General features: G+C 65.9%; 19 protein-coding genes. 5 read left to right on the forward strand and 14 right to left on the reverse strand.

The window, feature by feature from the left end; genetic code table 11:
• The first annotated feature begins 36 nt into the window (after nucleotides 1-36).
• Together BLQ70_RS18015 and mfd are read left to right on the forward strand one after the other, a co-directional pair.
• On the forward strand, nucleotides 37-333 hold the full coding sequence (locus tag BLQ70_RS18015) for an FAD assembly factor SdhE (protein WP_047577233.1): 297 nt from the start codon (nucleotides 37-39) through the stop codon (nucleotides 331-333).
• Nucleotides 334-436: 103 nt separating this feature from the next.
• Nucleotides 437-3,985 (forward strand): transcription-repair coupling factor, encoded by a 3,549-nt coding sequence (gene mfd, locus BLQ70_RS18020; RefSeq protein ID WP_091859382.1) that lies wholly within the window; start codon nucleotides 437-439, stop codon nucleotides 3,983-3,985.
• Between the two features lie 90 nt (nucleotides 3,986-4,075).
• On the opposite strand, the gene BLQ70_RS26250 is transcribed toward mfd, so the two are convergent.
• From BLQ70_RS26250 to BLQ70_RS18065, 9 genes are all read right to left on the reverse strand, one after another.
• The gene (locus BLQ70_RS26250) at nucleotides 4,076-4,189 is read right to left on the reverse strand and encodes a hypothetical protein (protein ID WP_091859385.1); all 114 of its coding nucleotides are present in this window, start codon (nucleotides 4,187-4,189) and stop codon (nucleotides 4,076-4,078) included.
• Between the two features lie 15 nt (nucleotides 4,190-4,204).
• Entirely contained in the window at nucleotides 4,205-6,112 is a 1,908-nt protein-coding gene (locus tag BLQ70_RS18030; protein WP_091859388.1) for a bifunctional sugar phosphate isomerase/epimerase/4-hydroxyphenylpyruvate dioxygenase family protein, read from the reverse strand.
• Between the two features lie 13 nt (nucleotides 6,113-6,125).
• Nucleotides 6,126-6,956 (reverse strand): shikimate dehydrogenase family protein, encoded by an 831-nt coding sequence (locus tag BLQ70_RS18035; protein WP_091859391.1) that lies wholly within the window; start codon nucleotides 6,954-6,956, stop codon nucleotides 6,126-6,128.
• A complete protein-coding gene (locus tag BLQ70_RS18040; RefSeq protein WP_091859394.1) occupies nucleotides 6,953-8,017 on the reverse strand; it encodes a Gfo/Idh/MocA family protein in 1,065 nt (354 codons plus the stop codon). Before BLQ70_RS18040 ends, BLQ70_RS18035 begins: the two co-directional genes overlap by 4 nt.
• A gap of 10 nt (nucleotides 8,018-8,027) precedes the next feature.
• Nucleotides 8,028-8,477 (reverse strand): type II 3-dehydroquinate dehydratase, encoded by a 450-nt coding sequence (gene aroQ / locus BLQ70_RS18045; protein WP_061967887.1) that lies wholly within the window; start codon nucleotides 8,475-8,477, stop codon nucleotides 8,028-8,030.
• Between the two features lie 46 nt (nucleotides 8,478-8,523).
• A complete protein-coding gene (locus BLQ70_RS18050) occupies nucleotides 8,524-9,255 on the reverse strand; it encodes an amino acid ABC transporter ATP-binding protein (protein WP_091859397.1) in 732 nt (243 codons plus the stop codon).
• 64 nt (nucleotides 9,256-9,319) lie between these two features.
• Entirely contained in the window at nucleotides 9,320-10,153 is an 834-nt protein-coding gene (locus tag BLQ70_RS18055; protein WP_091859401.1) for a transporter substrate-binding domain-containing protein, read from the reverse strand.
• A 54-nt stretch (nucleotides 10,154-10,207) separates the two neighbouring features.
• Complete coding sequence (locus tag BLQ70_RS18060; RefSeq protein ID WP_091859404.1) at nucleotides 10,208-10,849, reverse strand: amino acid ABC transporter permease; 642 nt, start codon at nucleotides 10,847-10,849, stop codon at nucleotides 10,208-10,210.
• Nucleotides 10,850-10,856: 7 nt separating this feature from the next.
• Entirely contained in the window at nucleotides 10,857-11,525 is a 669-nt protein-coding gene (locus BLQ70_RS18065) for an amino acid ABC transporter permease (protein ID WP_061967879.1), read from the reverse strand.
• 318 nt (nucleotides 11,526-11,843) lie between these two features.
• Here BLQ70_RS18065 and BLQ70_RS18070 point away from each other — a divergent pair, with 318 nt between their 5' ends.
• Complete coding sequence (locus BLQ70_RS18070; RefSeq protein WP_061967878.1) at nucleotides 11,844-12,509, forward strand: TetR/AcrR family transcriptional regulator; 666 nt, start codon at nucleotides 11,844-11,846, stop codon at nucleotides 12,507-12,509.
• Between the two features lie 35 nt (nucleotides 12,510-12,544).
• Here BLQ70_RS18070 and aroQ (BLQ70_RS18075) read toward each other — a convergent pair whose 3' ends face one another.
• Entirely contained in the window at nucleotides 12,545-13,039 is a 495-nt protein-coding gene (gene aroQ, locus BLQ70_RS18075; RefSeq protein ID WP_091859407.1) for a type II 3-dehydroquinate dehydratase, read from the reverse strand.
• A gap of 182 nt (nucleotides 13,040-13,221) precedes the next feature.
• Here aroQ (BLQ70_RS18075) and BLQ70_RS18080 point away from each other — a divergent pair, with 182 nt between their 5' ends.
• On the forward strand, nucleotides 13,222-13,914 hold the full coding sequence (locus BLQ70_RS18080; protein ID WP_061967873.1) for a GntR family transcriptional regulator: 693 nt from the start codon (nucleotides 13,222-13,224) through the stop codon (nucleotides 13,912-13,914).
• A 56-nt stretch (nucleotides 13,915-13,970) separates the two neighbouring features.
• On the opposite strand, the gene BLQ70_RS18085 is transcribed toward BLQ70_RS18080, so the two are convergent.
• Nucleotides 13,971-14,405, reverse strand: a complete 435-nt coding sequence (locus tag BLQ70_RS18085; protein ID WP_091859410.1) for a MarR family winged helix-turn-helix transcriptional regulator — start codon at nucleotides 14,403-14,405, stop codon at nucleotides 13,971-13,973.
• A 77-nt stretch (nucleotides 14,406-14,482) separates the two neighbouring features.
• On the opposite strand from BLQ70_RS18085, the gene hmgA reads away from it, so the two are divergent.
• On the forward strand, nucleotides 14,483-15,835 hold the full coding sequence (gene hmgA, locus BLQ70_RS18090) for a homogentisate 1,2-dioxygenase (RefSeq protein WP_091859413.1): 1,353 nt from the start codon (nucleotides 14,483-14,485) through the stop codon (nucleotides 15,833-15,835).
• Nucleotides 15,836-16,025: 190 nt separating this feature from the next.
• On the opposite strand, the gene BLQ70_RS18095 is transcribed toward hmgA, so the two are convergent.
• From BLQ70_RS18095 to metG, 3 genes are read right to left on the reverse strand one after another with little or no spacing between them, the layout of a single operon-like run.
• Nucleotides 16,026-16,829 carry an MBL fold metallo-hydrolase gene (locus BLQ70_RS18095; RefSeq protein WP_091859416.1) on the reverse strand — a complete coding sequence of 268 codons (804 nt, stop codon included), beginning with the start codon at nucleotides 16,827-16,829 and terminating at the stop codon, nucleotides 16,026-16,028.
• Between the two features lie 9 nt (nucleotides 16,830-16,838).
• Nucleotides 16,839-17,639 carry a TatD family hydrolase gene (locus BLQ70_RS18100; protein WP_091859419.1) on the reverse strand — a complete coding sequence of 267 codons (801 nt, stop codon included), beginning with the start codon at nucleotides 17,637-17,639 and terminating at the stop codon, nucleotides 16,839-16,841.
• Nucleotides 17,639-19,198, reverse strand: coding sequence for a methionine--tRNA ligase (gene metG, locus BLQ70_RS18105; protein ID WP_091859422.1), 1,560 nt, complete (start codon nucleotides 19,196-19,198; stop codon nucleotides 17,639-17,641). The genes BLQ70_RS18100 and metG overlap by 1 nt, the downstream gene beginning before the upstream one ends.
• Nucleotide 19,199: the final 1 nt, after the last annotated feature.

The following is a 19,199-nucleotide window of genomic DNA, read 5'->3' on the forward strand; positions in this document are numbered from 1 at the left end:
GTTTTCAGCCTGAAGTTTTTCCTGTTCGAGGTTCCCATGTCCGGCTCGACCCGCTCCAGCGCCGATCTCGACCCGCGCCGCCGCAAGATCCTGTTCCGCGCCTGGCATCGCGGCATGCGCGAGATGGACCTGATCATGGGCCGTTTCGCCGACGACGCGATCGCCGGCTTCAGCGATGCCGAGCTCGACGAGTTCGAGCGCCTGATCGAGGTGCTGGACCGCGACCTGCTGAGCTGGGTGACCGGAGAGGCGCCCGTGCCGGCGAATTACGACACGGAGCTGTTCCGCAAGCTTCGGGCTTTCCACCATCACGACAAGCCGATTCATGTGTGAGGGCTTCCACACCCGTCATGGTCGGGCTTGACCCGACCATCTCTGAATTAGTGACCACTCATCCCGAGATTCTCGGGTCAAGCCCGAGAATGACGCGCTTCCGATGAGCATTCCTCCCCCGTCCCAGATCGCAAAGCCGCAGCTCGACCGCCTGCTCGATGCGCTGAACCGCGGCGACAAGCCGACGCTTGCCGGTGTGCCCGACGGATTCGACGCCGTCGTCCTCGCGGATCTCACCCGCGCACGCGCCAAGAAGGCGGAAGGCCCGGCGCTGCTCGTCTTCATCGCGCGTGACGGCCAGCGCCTGCAGGTGCTTGAGAACGCGCTGCAATTCGTAGCACCCGACCTCGAGGTGATGAGCTTCCCGGCCTGGGACTGCCAGCCTTATGACCGTGTCTCGCCGGCGCCGGCCATCGTCGCGCACCGGATGACGACGCTGTCTCGCCTCGCCAAGACCAGGTCCGGCGACCGGCCGCGCCTGCTGCTGACCACCGTCAATGCCGCGCTCCAGCGCGTGCCCGCCTTCGGCAAGGTGGCGTCGGAGAGCTTCTCGGCCGCGCCAGGCAACATGGTCGATATCGAGCAGCTCGCGCGCTGGCTCGACATCAACGGCTATCTCAGAACCTCGACCGTGCGCGAGACCGGCGAATTCGCCGTGCGCGGCGGCATCGTCGATCTCTTCCCGCCGGGCATGCCGGCGCCTATCCGGCTCGACTTCTTCGGCGACACGCTGGAATCGATCCGCACCTTCGATCCGGAGACGCAGCGCACCACCGGGCAGCTCCGTGGGCTCGACCTCGTGCCGATGTCCGAGGCGCAGATGACGAGCGAGAGCATCCGCCGCTTCCGCCAGTCCTATATCTCGACCTTCGGCACGCCCGGCCGCGACGACACGCTCTATGAAGCGGTCAGCGAAGGCCGCCGCCCGGCCGGTCTTGAGCACTGGCTGCCATTGCTGGCGGAGAAGCTCGACACGCTCTTCACCTATCTGCCGGACGTTCCGCTGGTGCTCGACCATCAGGCCGATGATGCGATCGGCGAGCGCATCAGCCTGATCAAGGATTATTACGACGCCCGTAAAGCCGCACTGGAGCAGGGCGGGGGCGGCGGCATTCCCTACAAGCCACTGCCGCCGGATGCGCTCTATCTCTCGCCGACCGACTGGCGCGCGGTGATCGATGCTTCCGGCGTCGCCAGCATGACGCCGTTCCAGCTACCGGAGAGCGAGGGCAAGCTCATCCTCGATCTCGGCGGCAAGCAGGGTCGCAGCTTCGCGGCCGAGCGCACGGCCGATGCCGGCGGCGTGTTCGATGCCGCCGTCGCGCATGTGAAGGCGCTGGAGACTGAGGGCAAGCGCGTCATCCTCGCCGCCTGGTCGGAGGGCTCGCGCGAGCGGCTGGCCCATGTGCTGGCCGACCATGGCCTGAAGAGCACGCAATTGACCGGCTCGTTGCGCGCCGCCTTCGATCTCAAGCCCGGCACGATCGCGCTCGCCGTCTGGGGCTTCGAGACCGGCTTCGAGGCCGGGCGCCTCGCGGTCATCGGCGAGCAGGACATCCTGGGCGACCGCCTCGTCCGGCCGCGCCGCAAGACCAGGCGCCCGCAGGACTTCATCGCCGAACTGTCCTCGCTCGCGCCGGGCGATCTCGTCGTCCATGTCGATCACGGCATCGGCCGCTTTATCGGCCTGCAGACGATCACGGCGGCCGGCGCGCCGCATGATTGCCTCGAAATCCATTATGCCGGCGATTCCAAGCTGTTCCTCCCGGTCGAGAACATCGAGCTTCTGTCCCGCTACGGCTCCGAGGATACGGAAGTTCAGCTCGACCGGCTGGGTGGCGGTGGCTGGCAGGCGCGCAAGGCCAAGCTCAAGCAGCGGATCCGCGAGATGGCCGGCAAGCTCATCCAGATCGCGGCGGCCCGCGCGCTCAAGGATGCGCCGCGGCTCATCCCGCCCGATGGCGTCTATGACGAGTTCTGCGCCCGCTTCCCCTATGAGGAGACCGAGGACCAGCAGAACACCATCGACGCGGTGCTGGACGATCTCGCCGCCGGGCGGCCGATGGACCGGCTCGTCTGCGGCGATGTCGGCTTCGGCAAGACCGAGGTCGCGCTGCGCGCCGCCTTCGCCGCCGCGCTCAACGGCAAACAGGTCGCGGTCGTCGTGCCGACGACGCTGCTCGCGCGCCAGCATTACCGCAACTTCGCCGACCGCTTTGCCGGCTTGCCGGTCAATGTCGGACAGGCCTCGCGCTTCGTCGGCTCGGCCGATCTCAAGGCGGTGAAGCAGGGTGCGCGCGACGGCACGATGGATATCGTCGTCGGCACGCATGCGCTGCTCGGCAAGGGCGTCGACTTCAAGGATCTCGGCCTCGTCATCGTCGACGAGGAGCAGCATTTCGGCGTCGCCCATAAGGAGAAGCTGAAGGAACTGCGTGCCGAGGTGCATATGCTGACCCTGTCGGCGACGCCGATCCCGCGCACGCTCCAGCTCGCCATGACCGGCGTGCGCGAACTTTCGATCATCGCGACGCCGCCGGTCGATCGTCTCGCCGTGCGCACCTTCGTCACGCCGTTCGACCCGCTGATCGTGCGCGAGGCGCTGCTGCGCGAGCGCTATCGCGGCGGACGCAGCTTCTATGTCGTGCCGCGCATCGAGGACATCGCCGACGTCAAGGACTTCCTCGACAAGCAGGTGCCGGAGTGCAAGGTCGGCATCGCCCATGGCCAGATGGCGGCGGGCACGCTGGAAGACGTGATGACCGCCTTCTATGACGGCCAGTACGACATCCTGCTCTCGACCACGATCGTCGAATCGGGCCTCGATATCCCGACCGCCAATACGCTGATCGTCCACCGCGCCGACATGTTCGGACTAGCGCAGCTCTATCAGTTGCGCGGCCGCGTCGGCCGCTCGAAGACGCGCGCCTATGCGCTCTTCACCGTGCCGGCCAACCGCAAGCTGACCGAGCAGGCCGACAAGCGGCTCAAGGTTCTGCAATCGCTCGATACGCTCGGCGCCGGCTTCCAGCTCGCCAGCCACGATCTCGACATCAGAGGCGCCGGCAACCTGCTCGGCGACGAGCAGTCCGGCCATATCAAGGAGGTCGGCTACGAGCTCTACCAGCAGATGCTGGAGGAGGCCGTGGCGGCGCTCAAGGCCGGCATCGAGTTCGAGACGGAGACGCAATGGTCGCCGGCGATCCAGGTCGGCGCGCCCGTCATGATCCCCGAGCACTATGTTGCCGACCTGACGCTGAGGCTGACGCTCTACAAGCGCCTCTCGACCATGGACGACGATGCCGAATTGCAATCCTTCGGCGCCGAATTGGTCGACCGCTTCGGCCCGCTGCCAGAGGAGGTCAACCAGCTCCTGGAGATCGTCGCGATCAAGGCGCTCTGCAAGCGCGCCAATGTCGAAAAGGTCGAGGCCGGGCCGAAGGGCATCATCGTCGCCTTCCGCAACAACGAGTTCGCCAATCCGGAAGGGCTGGTCTCGTATGTCGCGAAGATCGGCACGCTGGCGAAGGTCCGCCCCGACATGCGCGTCGTCTTCATCGACGATTTCGACACTGTCGAGCAGCGCCTGAAGGCGACACGCCGGCTGCTGACCGATCTCGCGCGGATCGCGGAACGGAAAAAGGCGGCCTGAGCGGCCGCCTTTCACCTACAGATCGAAGAACACCGTCTCGTTTTCGCCGGCGAGGTTGATGTCGAGCCACCAGGTCCCGTCCGGCTTGCGCTAGGCGATCAGGGCCTGTCGCGGGCTGCGTGCCACGGTCGAGCGGTAATCCGGCGAGAGCGAGGCTGGCTGTCCGGCATCGAGCCCCGCATAGGGAAGGGGCAGGCTGCTCATGCGGCTTATCTCTCCTCAGCCATGGCTCGGCGCGGGAACGCTGATCGGACGCGCAAGCCTGGACTGCGCGGTCAGCCGGATGCCGGCATTGGCGGCGCCATAGCCGGCATAGCCATCGCGCTGGACGATCTCGAAGAACAGCCCGCCATCCAGCGTCTGCGTATAGGCCTGGCGGAAGGCACCACCGGCATCGCTGTCATGGAGGATGTTCAGCGCCTTCATCGCGTCGATCTCCTGCGCCGTCAGGTCGGAGCGGGCTTCGAGGTCGTCATAGTAGTTCTCGGGGATGGGTAGCATGGCGACGCCATTGGCAACCAGCCGCTTGACGGTCGCGGCGATGTCGTCGGTCGCGAAGGCGATATGCTGCACGCCCGAGCCGAAGAAATCGGTGATGAAGCGGGCCGAGAGCGTGCGGTGGCTCTGCGAGCCGTTGAGGATGAGCCTGAGGCCATGACCGTTCCGGCCGTCGAGCCCGCTCTCGATCACTTGGCTCTGGACCACGCCGCCGGGATCGAGCACGGCCTGGCTCGGCGTCTTCCGCGTCTCGAACAGCGAGGAATAGAACAGCAGCCAGGTCAGCATCTCCTCGTATTGCATGCTCTGCGAGACATGGTCGACGCCGGTGAGCCCGGCATTGTCCGAGGCCTCGCCCGTCGCTTCGAAATCGACCTCCGCCCAGCGGCCCAGCGCCGAAGCCTTGTCGAGGAAATAGAGCAGGCTGCCGCCGAGCCCGCGCACGGCCGGGATGTCGAGCTCGTCCGGCCCGATCGCGCCGGCATGGGGCACGTCGAGCAGGGCCTTGGCGCGCGCGATCGCGGCCTGCGCATCCGGCACGCGCAGGGCCAGCGCACAGACCGAGGTGCCATGCGTGATCTGGTAGCTATGGGCGAAGCCGTCAGCCTCGCTGTTCAGGACGATGCGGATATCGCCCTGGCGCCAGAGATCGACATCCTTGGAGCGGTGCGCGCCGGTGCGTGCGAAGCCGAGCGCGCGCAACAGCCGCTCGAAACCGGGCCGCTCGGCCTCCGACACCGTGAACTCGATGAACTCGACCGCTTCGACAGGGGCGGGTGGCGGCATCGATACGGCGCCGGGTACGGGTTTGCCGACCTGCCGGGCGGTCTCGTCGAGCAGCCAGATCAGGGAGCGATGGCCGTCGAGCGCGACGGAACGCGCGGAACCGGCGCGGAAGCGATCGTTGAAGATCTCCAGCGAGAGCACGCCGTCATAGCCGGTCGCGGCCAGCGCGCGCATGAAGCCGGAGAGATCGAGATCGCCCTGGCCGGGCAGGCAGCGCCAGTGCCGGCTCCAGGAGAGCGGGTCCATCTGCAGCAGCGGCGCATCCGCCATCTGCACCATCTCGATCTTGTCGCGCGGGATCGTGCCGATCGCCGCAAGATCGAGGCCGCGCGCCAGGATGTGGAAGGAATCGAGGATGATGCCGACTTCCGGCCGGTTGGCGCGCCGCACGATCTCCCAGGCATCGCGATAGTCGAAGACATGCCGCCCCCAGGCCAGCGCCTCGTAACCGACGCGAAGGCCGCGCCGCCCCGCGCGCTCGCCGAGCTCGGCGAAATCGGCGGCGAGCCGGTCGATACCCGGCAGGGCTTCCGGCGAGACGCTGGAGCAGACGAAGAGCAGGTCCGTTCCCAGCTCCTGCAGCAGATCGAACTTGCGCTCGGCCCGGTCGAAGACGCGCTGGCGGCGCCCCTCCGGCATGCCCTCGAAATCGCGGAAGGGCTGGCAGGTCACGATGGTCAGGCCGAGATCGGCGCAGATGCGCCGGACCTCGGTCGGCGAGCCGGGGAAGGCGATCAGGTCGTTCTCGAAGATCTCGACGGCCGTGAAGCCAGCGGCGGCGATGGCCTCCAGCTTCTCCTGAAGCGTGCCGGAAACGCAGACGGTGGCGATCGATGGGGTCATAGAATGCCTCCTCTCAAGCCAGTCGCGCCACGGCGCGCAAATCCTCGGCCGTGGTCGAAGGCAAGCCGAAGAATTCCAGATAGGCGGGAATCTGCTCGAACAGCATGTCGGTACCGACCTGCACGGCGCAGCCGCGCGCACGGGCGGCCGCGAGGAACGGCGTGATCTCCTGCGCCATCACGACTTCGCCGACGAAGGCGGAGGCGGGCAGGCGGGAGATATCGACCGGCAGGGGATCGCCGGGCTTCATACCAAGAGGAGTCGCGTTGACGACGAGGTCGAAGCCATCGGGGTCATTCGAGCCGATCGTGACGCGAAGGGCAGGGTAGTGCGCGACCAGCCGCTGTCCGAGTTCCGCGGCTGCGGGCGCATACTTGTCGAACAGACCCAGCTCCGCGACGCCGGCCTTCGCCAGCGAGGCGGCGATGGCCGAGCCGACGCCGCCGGCACCGATCACCAGCGCGCGGGCGCCAGCGAGCTTGTGCCCCTTGCGCAGGACGCCGCGTACGAAACCTTCGCCATCGAACATGTCGCCGGTGAGCCGGCCGTCCGCTTCGAGGCGCACCGCATTGCAGGCGCCGGCAATGGCGGCGGTCGGCGAGAGCGTGTCGACGAGCCCGGTCGTGGTGACCTTGTGCGGCATTGTCACCAGCGCGCCATGGGCGTTGGACAGGCGGAAGAACAGCTTGAGGAAGTCGGGATAGTCTTCGCTGCGGCAACCCATCGGCACGACGACGGCATCGATCCCCTCGCGCTGGAAATAGGGGTTGTAGATCATCGGCGCCTTGAAGCTCTCGGTCGGATAGCCGAGATGGCCGATCAATCGCGTCGTGCCCTTGATCATGCTTTGGCCCTCGCCGGAGCAGGCTCCGGGGCGATCTCGACCGGTGCGCCGCTGCGTGCGGCCCGCTTCACCGCCTCGATGACGGCAAGCGTCGCCAAGCCCTCGCGACCGGAGACGAGCGGTTGTTCCTCGCCACGGATCACCGCGCAGAAATGCCGGACCTGGGCCTGAAGCGGGTCTTCCGGAACGAAGGGGATGCGCTCGCGCCTGAGCGGCTCCCACCAGCCGCGCTTGTCCGCATGGCTCCAGAGTTCGAGCGCCGGGATCGTCAGGGCGCCATGGGTGCCGCCGATCTGGTAGCAGGACTGATCCTGCTGTGGGTAAGCCGGGTTCTCGCCGGTGGTCAGCTCCCAGCTCCAGGGCGAGACGACGGTGTCGGACGCGCTGACCGTCCCGAGCGCTCCATTGGCGAAGCGCAGGATGGCGACCGCGGTCTCCTCGGCCGGATTGCCGCGCACGGCGTTCGAGCTCAATGCCTGCACGCTGACGATCTCGCCGCAGAGATAGCGGAACAGATCGATATCGTGGATCAGGTTGATCAGGACCGGCCCGGCGCCTTCCTGCCGGCGCCAGTCGACATCGAAATAATCGTCCGGCTTCACCAGCCAGAACTGGCCGTTGAGGGTCAGGATACGGCCCAGCCGGCCGGCATCGATCGCCTCGCGCGCTTTCCGGATCATCGGATTGTGGCGGCGGTGATGGCCGACGAGCAGCGGCACGCCGGCCGCCTCGGCGGCCTGGACGAGCTTGCGGGCGCTGTCGACGCTGTCCGCCAGCGGCTTCTCGACGAGCATCGGCACGTTGGCTGCGACCAGCTCCAGCCCGTTGGCGACATGAAGCTGGTTCGGCGTCGCGACGATGACGCCATCCGGCTTCTCGCCGGCGGGGAGCGTGTCGAAACCCGGATACCAGGCGACGCCGATCTCCTCGGCGAAGGCCTTGCCGGCCGGGGCGGGATCGATGATCGCCGAGAGGGCGGCGCCGGGCTCGGCCCGGACATGGGCGGCGTGGCGCTTGCCGATCAGGCCCGCTCCCATCACCGCGATCTTCACCGGAGCCATCGGGGGGTCCTCACGCGGCCGCGTCGGCGATCAGCTTGGCGATGCGCCGCAAGCCAAGCTGATACCCTTGCGTTCCGAAGCCGGCGATGACGCCGTCTGAACGCATGGAGACATAGGAGTGATGGCGGAAGGCCTCGCGCTTATGCACCTGCGAGATATGGCACTCGATCACCGGCCCCTCGAAGGTGTTGAGCGCGTCGAGCAGCGCGACTGAGGTATGCGTGAAGGCGGCCGGGTTGATGACGATGCCGGCCCCATCCTCGCGCGCCTCATGGATCCAGTCGATCAGTTCGTATTCGCGGTTCGACTGGTGGAAGCGCAGCTCGAGCTTCAGCTCTTCGGCGAGCTTGCGGCAGTCGCGCTCGACATCGGCCAGGGTCTCGTGCCCGTAGATATGCGGCTGGCGCTTGCCGAGCAGGTTCAGGTTCGGGCCGTTCAGGACATAGACGAGGCGGGACATCGATCGCATTCCGTTGAAGCGTCCGGACCTTGGCCGGACGGATGTTTCAGTGCTTGTGCAGGATTTCGCCGAGGAACTTCCGCGTCCGCTCATGGCGCGGATTCTGGAAGAACTCCTCGGGCGGCGCCTCCTCGACGATGGCGCCCTCGGCCATGAAGATGACGCGGTTCGCCACCTGGCGGGCAAACCCCATCTCATGGGTGACGCAGATCATGGTCATGCCCTCCTCGGCGAGCGCGATCATGGTGTCGAGGACTTCCTTGACCATCTCGGGATCGAGCGCCGAGGTGGGCTCGTCGAACAGCATGACCTTCGGTTTCATGCACAGCGCCCGCGCGATCGCGACGCGCTGCTGCTGGCCGCCGGAGAGCTGCGCCGGGTATTTCTCGGCCTGTTCGAGGATCTTCACGCGGCCGAGCAGTTGGCGGGCGGTGGCCTCGGCCTCCGCCTTGCTGGCGCCGAGCGAGCGCATCGGCGCCAGCATGCAGTTCTGCAGCACGGTCATGTGCGGGAACAGGTTGAAGTGCTGGAAGACCATGCCGACCTCGCGGCGTACCGCATCGATGGTCTTCGCATCGTCTCCGAGCCTGGTGCCGCCGACCCGGATCTCGCCCTTCTGGTAAGTCTCCAGATGGTTGATGCAGCGGATCAGCGTCGATTTGCCGGAGCCCGACGGTCCGCAAAGCACGATGCGCTCGCCCTTGCGGACCGTGAGACTGATATCGGTCAGGGCCTTGAACTCGCCATACCATTTCTCGACATGCGTCATGGCAATCATGGCATCCGCCCCGGAAGGCTGTGCGGCTGGCGCGTTCATGGCCCTGGCCCCGATTTCTTGGCGATCAGCTCGCGGTGAAGGTGATGCCTTCGAGGCTGTCCGGGAACTTGTGAACCGGCACCTTCATCCACTTGTCGTAGATCTTCTGCAGCTCGCCATTGGCCTTGATCTTGTCGATGAAGCTGTTGATCGCGGCGTTGATCTCCTTCTCGCCGAGACGGGTGCAGGCGCCGTTATAGAGGTTCTGGAATTCGAGCTTGTTCTCGAACTCGCCGGGGCGGGCCTGCTCGATGCGCTGCATGTAGAAGATGTTGCCGCCGATCGCCTGGACCTGGCCGGAGACCAGCGCCTGGATCGAAGGCGCATCGCCGTCATAACGGCGGATCGTGGTGTTGGCGGGCGCGTTCTTGGTCACCTGCGTGTCCTGCGCCGCGCCCTTGGCGACGCCGATCGTGTAGCGGCCCATATCCTCGTTGGTGGTGATCTTGTCCTTCTTCGGGCCGATGAACACGATGGTGTTGGCGACATAGGGCTTCGAGAACTGCACGGCCTTGGCGCGCTCCGGCAGCATCGCCATGGTCGCGAACAGCACGTCGACGCGGCCGGTGGTCAGGGCCGGGATGCGGTTGTTGACCTCGAGCGGCACGAACTCGACCTGCACGCCGAGCTCCTTGGCGAAGAGCGTCGCGATATCGGCATCGAGACCGTCCTGCTTGCCGGCGCTGGTGACGAAGCCCCACGGCGGGTTGTCGCCCTGGATGCCGACGACGATCTTGCCCTTGGCCTTGATCTCGGCCGGGGTGACGGCGAGGGCAGGGGCGCTCAGTACGGCCGGCAAGGCCAAAGCAGCGGCGCCCGCGATCAGGACGCTACGGCGGGTGGTTTTCATCTTTGTCATGTTTCTCTCCCTCTTCGTGTTTGGTGGTTGGTGGTCAGGCGGTGAACGGGTCTGTCAGCGCGCGGCAATGGCCATGCGACGTTCCAGGTGCGAGCCGTAGAGCGAGAGCGGCCAGCACAGCAGGAAGTAGAGGATGCCGACGATCCCGAAGACGAGGAGCGGCTGGAAGATCTGGTTGGAAACGATGTTGCCGGCCCGCGTCAGCTCGGTGAAGCCGACGATCGCGGCGAGCGAAGTGCCCTTGATCAGCTGGACCAGGAAGCCGATCGTCGCCGGCAGCGAGATGCGGATCGCCTGCGGCAGGATCACGTCGCGCATCCGCGAGACATAGCGGAGGCTCAGCGCCTTGGCGGCCTCGGTCTGGCCCTTCGGCACGGCCTCGATCGATCCGCGCCAGATCTCGCCGAGATAGGCGCTGGCATGGAGCGTGAAGCCGATCGCGACCGCGATCCAGGCATCGAGCTTCAGCCCGACCAGCGCGAGGCCGTAATAGACCACGAAGAGCTGCATCAGCAGCGGCGTGCCCTGGAACAGCGCGATATAGCCGGAGGTGATCCGCTCGATCAGCGGCCGGCCGGACACGCGCAGCAGCGCGATGGCGAGCCCGAACACGCCGCCGCCGATGAAGCCGACGATCGAGAGCAGCACGGTCCACTTGAGACCGGTGAGCAGGAAGAGGAATTCGTTCGCTCCCATCGTGCCCTCACTTCACCGGGTAGCTGAAGTAGCGGGTCGAGATCGCGTCGAAGAAGCGCATCATCACCCAGGAGATCACGAGGTAGAACAGCGTGATCGTGCCGTAGACCTCGAACGAGCGGAAACTGTCGGACTCGATCCGCTGCGCCACCGAGGTCAGCTCATAGGCCGAGATCGCCGAGGCGATGCTGGTCGTCAGCGTCAGCAGCACGAACTGGCTGGTCAGCGAGGGGAAGATCGCCCTCAGCGCCGGCTTGAGCACGATCAGCCGGAAGACCTGCGCCTTGTGCAGGCCGAGTGCGAGCCCTGCCTCGATCTGGCCCTTGCCGATCGACTGGACGCCGCCGCGAATGATCTCGATCGCATAGGCGCCGCCATTGATGCCGAGCGCGATGATCGCGGTCGGCGTCGGGTCGAGCCTGAGGCCCGCCAGTGGCAGCGCGAAATAGATGAAGAAGATCTGGACCAGGAAGGGTGTGTTGCGGATGATTTCGACGAAGGCCTTCACCAGCCAGCGCACCGGGGCGATCTTCGAGTCGCGCAGGATCACGCCGCCGACGCCGATGACGATGGCCAGCGCCATGCCGCAGATCGCGAGCAGGAAGGTGCCGAGGCAGCCCATCAGCAGGGCTGGCATCCCGTCGATCACCGGCGTGAAATCGAGCTTGTAGTTCATGGCGCTCCCTAGATCATCGCGCGCTCCACGGGCGCGGTGATCTATCTCCTTGGTGTTGCATCGGATTCATCCGAAAAGTGAAATCCACTTTTCGGTCCGACGCAGTCGCGGTCGACCTTCTCGAAGGGGTCGATCCGGTTCCCGTCTGAAGTCGCGACACCTCTCCTCGGGTGCCTTGGTCGTCAGGCTCGCCGGCTTGCGCTCTGCCGGCGACATGTTAAATGTACCAGATAGTTCATTTGGTCAAGCGCAATGTACCATCTTGTCCATTTCAATGCGTGCGACCCGGCTTTCGCGCCGGTTTCCGATGAGGGAAGCATGAGCAAGGCAGCCTCGACGCAGAAGGTGACGGGCCGCAAGCCGGCGTCCTGGACGCAGGACCCGGAGGGCGTCCGCCGCAACATCCTGACCGTCGCGAAGGAGGAATTCGTCGAGAACGGCCTGAGCGGCGCGCGCGTCGACGAGATCGCGGCGCGGACCGCGACCAGCAAGCGGATGATCTACTATTATTTCGGGGACAAGGAGGGGCTCTACCGCGCCGTCCTCGAGGAGATGTACGAGCGCATCCGCGGCTTCGAGCGCAGCCTCGACCTCGCCAGCCTGCCGCCGGTCGAGGCGATGACGTTGCTGGCGGGCTTCACCTTCGACTATCACGCCGAGAACCCGGATTTCGTCCGTCTCGTCATGGTCGAGAACATCCACCATGGCCGCCATCTCGCAAGCTCGGACCGGATCGCTTCGCTCAACCTTTCGGCCATCGACATGATCCGCGAGGCCTATGAGCGCGGCGTGGCGGCGGGGCTGTTCCGGCCGGGGATCGAGGCGCTCGATATCCACCTGACGATCAGCGCGCTCGCCTTCTATAACGTCTCTAACCGCGCCAGCATCCGCCAGGTCTTCGGGCACGACATGGGCGCGCCCGAAGCGTTGGCCCGCCGCCGCGCGGCCGCGATCGACACGCTCCTGCGCATGCTGCATCCCTGAAGCCTTGCCGGGCCGGGAGGGCAGGGGCATCGCCATCAGGCCCTGGCCGCGACCAGGCCGGCCATCGCCTGGATGGCAAGTTCGTAGCCGGCGGCGCCCATCCCGATGATGATGCCGGTCGCGGTCCGCGAGATCAGCGAGTTGTGATAGATGCTCTCGCGCGCATGCACATTCGAGATGTGCAGCTCGATCTTCGGGCCGTCGAACATCTTGAGCGCATCGAGCAGCGCAACCGAGGTGAAGGTGTAACCGGCCGGGTTGATGATGATCCCGCAGGCCTCGAGCCGCGCCTGATGCACGCTCTCGACCAGTTCGCCCTCGAAATTGGTCTGTCGAAACTCGACCGAAAAGCCGAGCGAACCTGCCTTCGCTTCGCAGCTCTCCCTGATCTCGGCCAGCGTGGTCGAGCCGTAGATATGCGGCTCGCGCTGCCCGAGCAGGTTCAGGTTTGGGCCGTTCAGGATGTAGAGGCGGCGCGATGCGGCCGCGCTTCCCGCTGCGGCGCGGGCCGGCCCTTCCTTCTCCGACATGACGATCTCCCAGGGCGAGATTCTTGGCCTCGCTCGCGTTTCCTGAGCGAAACGTGATACAAGACGAAACAGAGATCAACTGATAATTCATCGATCATCAGTTGATTTATGAGATTGCTGTCCCCGCGCTTGCAAGCCGTAGCGGCGGCTGGCAGGAAGGCGGCGAGGCGGTACGGAGCACCATGACGGACGCGGCATTCGATCTCGGCAGCGATGACATCCCGGCGCTGTCGACCGGCGAGCAGGCCTATGAGCGCATCCGGCACGACATCGTGTTCGGCGTGCTCCAGCCTGGACAGCGTCTGCCGCTCGATCGATTGAAATCGGTCTATGGCGTCGGCATCAGCACGCTGCGCGAGATCCTGAACCGGTTGGCGCCGCAGGGCCTCGTGGTCGCGGAAGGCCAGCGCGGCTTCCAGGTCTCGCCCTGCTCGGTGACGGACCTCAAGGAACTGGCGGATCTGCGCCTGCTGATCGAGAGCAACGCCCTGGCGCAGTCCTTCCAGGCCGGGGATGTCGAGTGGGAAGGGCGCATCGTCGCCGCCCATCACAAGCTTGCCCGGATGGAGCAGCGCCTGCTCGCCGGCGACGAGTCGGGCACGCAAGCCTGGAAACGCTACGATTTCGAATTCCATCAGGCGCTGGTCTCGGCTTGCGGCTCCAAGGCGCTGCTCGATCTCCATGCCGGTATCTATGACCGCTACCTGCGCTATCAGATGGTCTTCTTCGTCTTCTGGGGACCGACCTCGACCGAGGATCACAAGGCCCTGCTCGATTGCGCCCTGCGCCGCGATGCAGCCGAGGCTCAGCGGCTGCTGCACGGCCATATCCATGGCTGTATCGACATGGCGCTGGAGCGCGGCCTGGTCGACTGAAACGGCCGGCTGAGAGTTCTCGCCCGTGCTCTGTCGCCAGAGCGTGGGGAGGTGCCTCACTCGACAGGGAAACGCGCCTCCATCAGCGCGAGCGCTTCCAGCAAGGGCTCGGCATGGGGGCCGAGCGCAGTGAGGATGGAGGCCTCGAAAGCCAGCGCGCGCGGCACGATCTCGCGATAGGCGTGCAGCCCGGGCGCCGTCAGCGACAGGCTTTCCTCGCGCCTGTCCTGCGCGTTCTCGCGTCGGACCAGCCAGCGCCGCTCCTCCAGCGCCCGCACGGCCCGGCTGACCTTAGTCTTGTGCATGGAAGAGTGCTTGCCGATGGCTTTCGCCGTCATCGTGCCGAACTGGGCGAGAGTGGCCAGCACCCGCCATTCCGGCACGGTCAGGTCGTGATGCGGACCGTAGACCGCCCGGAACTGCTGCGAGACCGCCGAACTCAGGCGATTCAGGCGATAGGGCAGGAAGTGCTCGAGTGCGAGTTTCGACATGCCTTGTTAGTTACAAAATCGACAGTTACCAAAGCAACCATCTTGAGCGAAGGCCGTCGCGAGGAGAGGGCGCCCCCATGACCGTTCAGAACCCGGCCCATGCCGGCGGCTCAAAGGCCCCGAGCGCGATCCAGGCGGGCTACATGTCCGGCTTCGGCAATGGCTTCGAGACCGAGGCGCTGCCGGGCGCCCTGCCGCTCGGGCGCAACTCGCCGCAGAAATGCGCCTATGGGCTCTATGCCGAACAGCTCTCCGGCTCGCCCTTCACCGCACCGCGCACCACCAACGAGCGTTCCTGGCTCTATCGCATCCGGCCGACGGTGGCGCATTGGAACGAATTCCGGAAGGTCGATGCCGGCTTCTGGCGCACGGCGCCGGCCCGCGAGGTCGACATGCCGATCGCGCCCTTGCGCTGGAGCCCGATCCTGATCCCGTCGGAGCCGATCTCCTTCATCGAGGGCATCCGCAGCATGACGACCGCCGGCGACGCCGGCAGCCAGGGCGGCATGGGCGCGCATGTCTACCTGATCACGCGCTCGATGGTGGACGCGTATTTCTACAATGCCGATGGCGAGATGCTGTTCGTGCCGCAGCAGGGGGCTTTGCGGCTCTGGACCGAATTCGGCATCATCGACATCGAACCCGGCGAGATCGCGGTGATCCCGCGCGGCGTGAAGATCCGCGTCGAGCTCAGGGGTGGGCCGGCGCGTGGCTATATCTGCGAGAACTATGGCGGCGCCTTCACCTTGCCGGAGCGGGGGCCGATCGGCGCCAACTGCCTCGCCAATCCGCGCGACTTCCTGACGCCGGCGGCGGCCTACGAGGACCGCGACGCGCCCTCGAAGATGTATGTGAAATGGGGCGGCAATCTCTGGGCCGCCGATATCGAGCATTCGCCGCTCGACGTCGTCGCCTGGCATGGCAACTACGCGCCCTACAAGTATGATCTCAGGCGCTTTTCGCCGGTCGGACCGGTCCTCTACGACCATGCCGATCCGTCGATCTTCACGGTGCTGACCTCGCCCTCGGAGACGCCCGGCACGGCCAATATCGACTTCGTCATCTTCTCGGATCGCTGGCTGGTGGCCGAGAACACCTTCCGGCCGCCCTGGTACCATATGAACGTGATGAGCGAGTTCATGGGGCTGGTCTACGGCGTCTATGACGCCAAGACCGGCGGCGGCTTCGTGCCGGGCGGCATCTCGCTGCACAACTCGATGCTGCCGCATGGGCCGGACGTCGACGCCTTCGAGAAGGCGAGCAATGTCGAACTCAAGCCGCACAAGCTCGAGGGCACGCTGGCCTTCATGTTCGAGACGCGGTTCCCGCAGCAGGTCACGGCCTTCGCCGCCGGCTCGGATTCGCTCCAGCGCGACTATGGCGGCTACGGCCATAAGCTGACCAAGCACTTCGATCCAAACAGGCCTTGAGAGGGCGTTACGGTCGATAGGTCAGGTATCGCCAGGTAGAAACAAGACGGCAGCTGCAGCGTCGTGGCTGCCGGTCCTGATGTCAGTCCCAGGAGCGAAGGAAGAGGGCCGAAATCCGTCCAGGCTTGATTCGCATAAGGTATATTATGGAACTAATGTTGATGTAAGTGCGGCCCGGAACGCTGGCGGTTCAGGCTGGGGTCGAGATCGTCATCCCGTCGAACGCCACCTCTGCAATACCGGCCAAGCGCTTGGTCAGACTGGCATAATCCAGATCGACATGAAGGTTGGTCAGGATCGCGCGCCGCGGCTTCAGGCGTGCGATCGCCTCCAACGACTGCGCCAGATGGAAATGACTGGGATGCGGCGTCTCGCGCAGGCAGTCGAGGATCAGCACGTCGAGATCGGCCATCGCATCCATGGCCGCCGCCGGGATCAGATTAACATCCGGCAGGTAAGCGAGATCGCCGAAGCGGAAGCCCAGCGCCTCGTAGTTCGGCCCGTGCTCGACCCGGAACGGCAGCGCCGTGATCGGCCCGCCGGCGCCGTCGATGGTCTGCGGCCGGCCGGCGCTAATCTCGTCGAGGTCGAGGATCGGCGGATAATAGCTGCCGGGCGGCGTCTCGAAGAGATAGCCGAAGCGCGAATGCAGCGAGGCTTGCGTCGTCTTGTCGGCATGGACCCGGATGCGCTGACGCATATGCAGGACGAGCGCGCGCAGATCGTCGATGCCGTGGGTATGGTCGGCATGGTCATGCGTCATCAGCACGCCGTCCAGCGCCGGGACCTCGGCCGAGAGCAGCTGCTCGCGCAGATCCGGCGAGGTATCGACCAGGACGCGCGTCATGCCGTCCGGGCCGGAGCGCTCGACCAGGATCGAGCAGCGCCGGCGCCGGTTCTTCGGCTCGGCGGGATCGCAGGCGCCCCAGCCGGAACCCGGCCGTGGCACGCCGCCTGACGATCCGCAGCCGAGGATGGTGACGGTGAGCGTCATGGCGCCGGATCAAGCCACCTGCGCGACCGGCGCGGCGTGGTCCATCTTCCAGTAGCAGCGCCGCGCATTCTCGGTCGTGATCGCAGCGATCTCGTCGAAGGAAACGCCGATCGTTTCGCCAAGAACCTTCGCCGTTTCAACGACATAGGACGGCTGGTTGCGCTTGCCCCTGAACGGCACGGGCGCCAGATAGGGCGCATCGGTCTCGACCAGCAGGCGCTCGCGCGGGACCATTCGGGCGATCCGGCGCAGGTTCTCCGAGGTCTTGAAGGTCAGGATTCCGGAGAACGAAACGTACAATCCGAGCTCGACGCCGGCCATCGCCAGCGCTTCGCCAGCGGTGAAGCAATGCAGGATGGCGGGGAAGGCGCCCTTCCCCATTTCTTCCCGCAGGATCGTGATCATATCGTCATCAGCCTCGCGGGAATGGATGACGAGCGGCAGCTGCGTGATCCGCGCCGCGGCGATATGCGTGCGCAACCCTTGAGCCTGCGCCGCGCGCGGGCTCGAATCGTAGTGATAATCGAGCCCCGCCTCGCCGATGGCGACGCAGCGCGGATGGCGCGACAGTTCGACGAGGCGCTCGGCCGTGACGTCGAGTTCCTCATGCGCCTGATGCGGATGCGTGCCGACCGAGAACCACACCGACGGGAAACGCTCCGCCAGCGCTGCATAGTCCGCGTAACGCGCGACCCGCGTCGAGATCGTCACCATCCGGCCAACGCCGGCTTCTTCAGCCCGCGCGACATAGGCCGGCAGCTCCTCGGCAAAGTCCGGGAAGTCGAGATGGCAATGCGTATCGATCAGCATCACGCGGCCTGGCCGTCCTCGGGCTCGACATAGCGCGGGAAGATCGCGCTCGGCGCCGGCAGGGCCGCACCGCTGACGAGCCGATGCTCCGCACCGAGCGCCGCGAAGCTGCGGGCTTCGGGCCCAACGCCCAGCAGGTCGAGCAGCTTGCCCGCTGCCTCCGGCATCACCGGCTGCACCAGGATCGCGACCTCGCGCAGCACCTCGATCGTGACATAAAGGATGGTGTCACGACGGGCCGGATCGGTCTTGGTCAGGCGCCAGGGCTCGTTATTGGCGAAATAGCGGTTCGCCTCGGCAACGACGGCCCAGAGATCGGCCAGCACGGTGTGAAGGGCGAAATCCTTCATCGCCTCGCGCGCCTTGGCGAGCGCCGCATCGGCCATGGCGAGCATGGCCTCGTCCGCCTCGTTCAGCGCGCCGCGCGGCGGCACCCTGCCCTCGCAGTTCTTGGCGATCATCGACAGCGAGCGCTGCGCCAGATTGCCGAGATCATTGGCGAGATCGGCATTGATGCGCCCGACGATGGCATCGTGGCTGTAATTGCCGTCCTGGCCGAAGGAGACTTCGCGCAGGAAGAAATAGCGCAACTGGTCGACGCCATAGGCCTCGGCGAGGGCGAACGGATCGACCACGTTGCCGAGCGACTTCGACATCTTCGTGCCCTTGTTCAGCAGGAAGCCATGGCCGAAGACGCGCTTCGGCAGCGGCAGCCCCGCCGACATCAGGAAAGCCGGCCAGTAGACCGCGTGGAAGCGCACGATGTCCTTGCCGATGATATGGACATCGGCCGGCCAGTAATGCGCGCGCGGGCTCGCCGGATCGGGGAAGCCCGTCCCGGTGACATAGTTGTTGAGCGCGTCGACCCAGACATACATGACGTGCTTCGGGTCGCCCGGCACGGCTAAGCCCCAGTCGAAGGTCGTGCGGCTGATCGAGAGGTCCTCGAGCCCGCCCTTCACGAAGGAAACGACCTCGTTCCTGCGCGTCTCCGGCGAGATGAAGTCCGGCACGTCCTCGTAGAGCTTCAGGAGCCGATCCTGATAGGACTTGAGGCGGAAGAAATAGCTCTCCTCCTCGACCCATTCGACCGGAGTGCCCTGCCCGCCCAGGCGCGTGCCGTCGGGCTGGAGCGTGGTCTCCTCCTCGCCGTAGAAGGCCTCGTCGCGCACCGAGTACCAGCCGGCATATTTGGCGAGATAGATGTCGCCATTGGCCTCCATCCGCCGCCAGAGTTCCTGGGTCGAGGGCAGATGGTCGGCATCGGTGGTGCGGATGAAGCGATCGAAGGAACAGCCGAGACGCTGCTCCATCTCCTCGAAGCGCGCCGCGATCTTGTCGACGAATTCCTTCGGCGAGAGGCCGTTCTGGGCCGCCGTGCGCTGCACCTTCTGGCCGTGCTCGTCGGTGCCGGTCATGGCGAAGACGTCGTAGCCGTCGAGCCGCTTGAAGCGCGCGATCGCGTCCGACGCCACCATCTCATAGGCGTGGCCGATATGCGGCGGCCCGTTGGTGTAATGGATCGCGGTCGTCAGGTAGAATTTCGGGGCCGTGGCCATC

This window comes from Allobosea robiniae (assembly GCF_900102525.1).
Taxonomy (GTDB): domain Bacteria; phylum Pseudomonadota; class Alphaproteobacteria; order Rhizobiales; family Beijerinckiaceae; genus Allobosea; species Allobosea robiniae.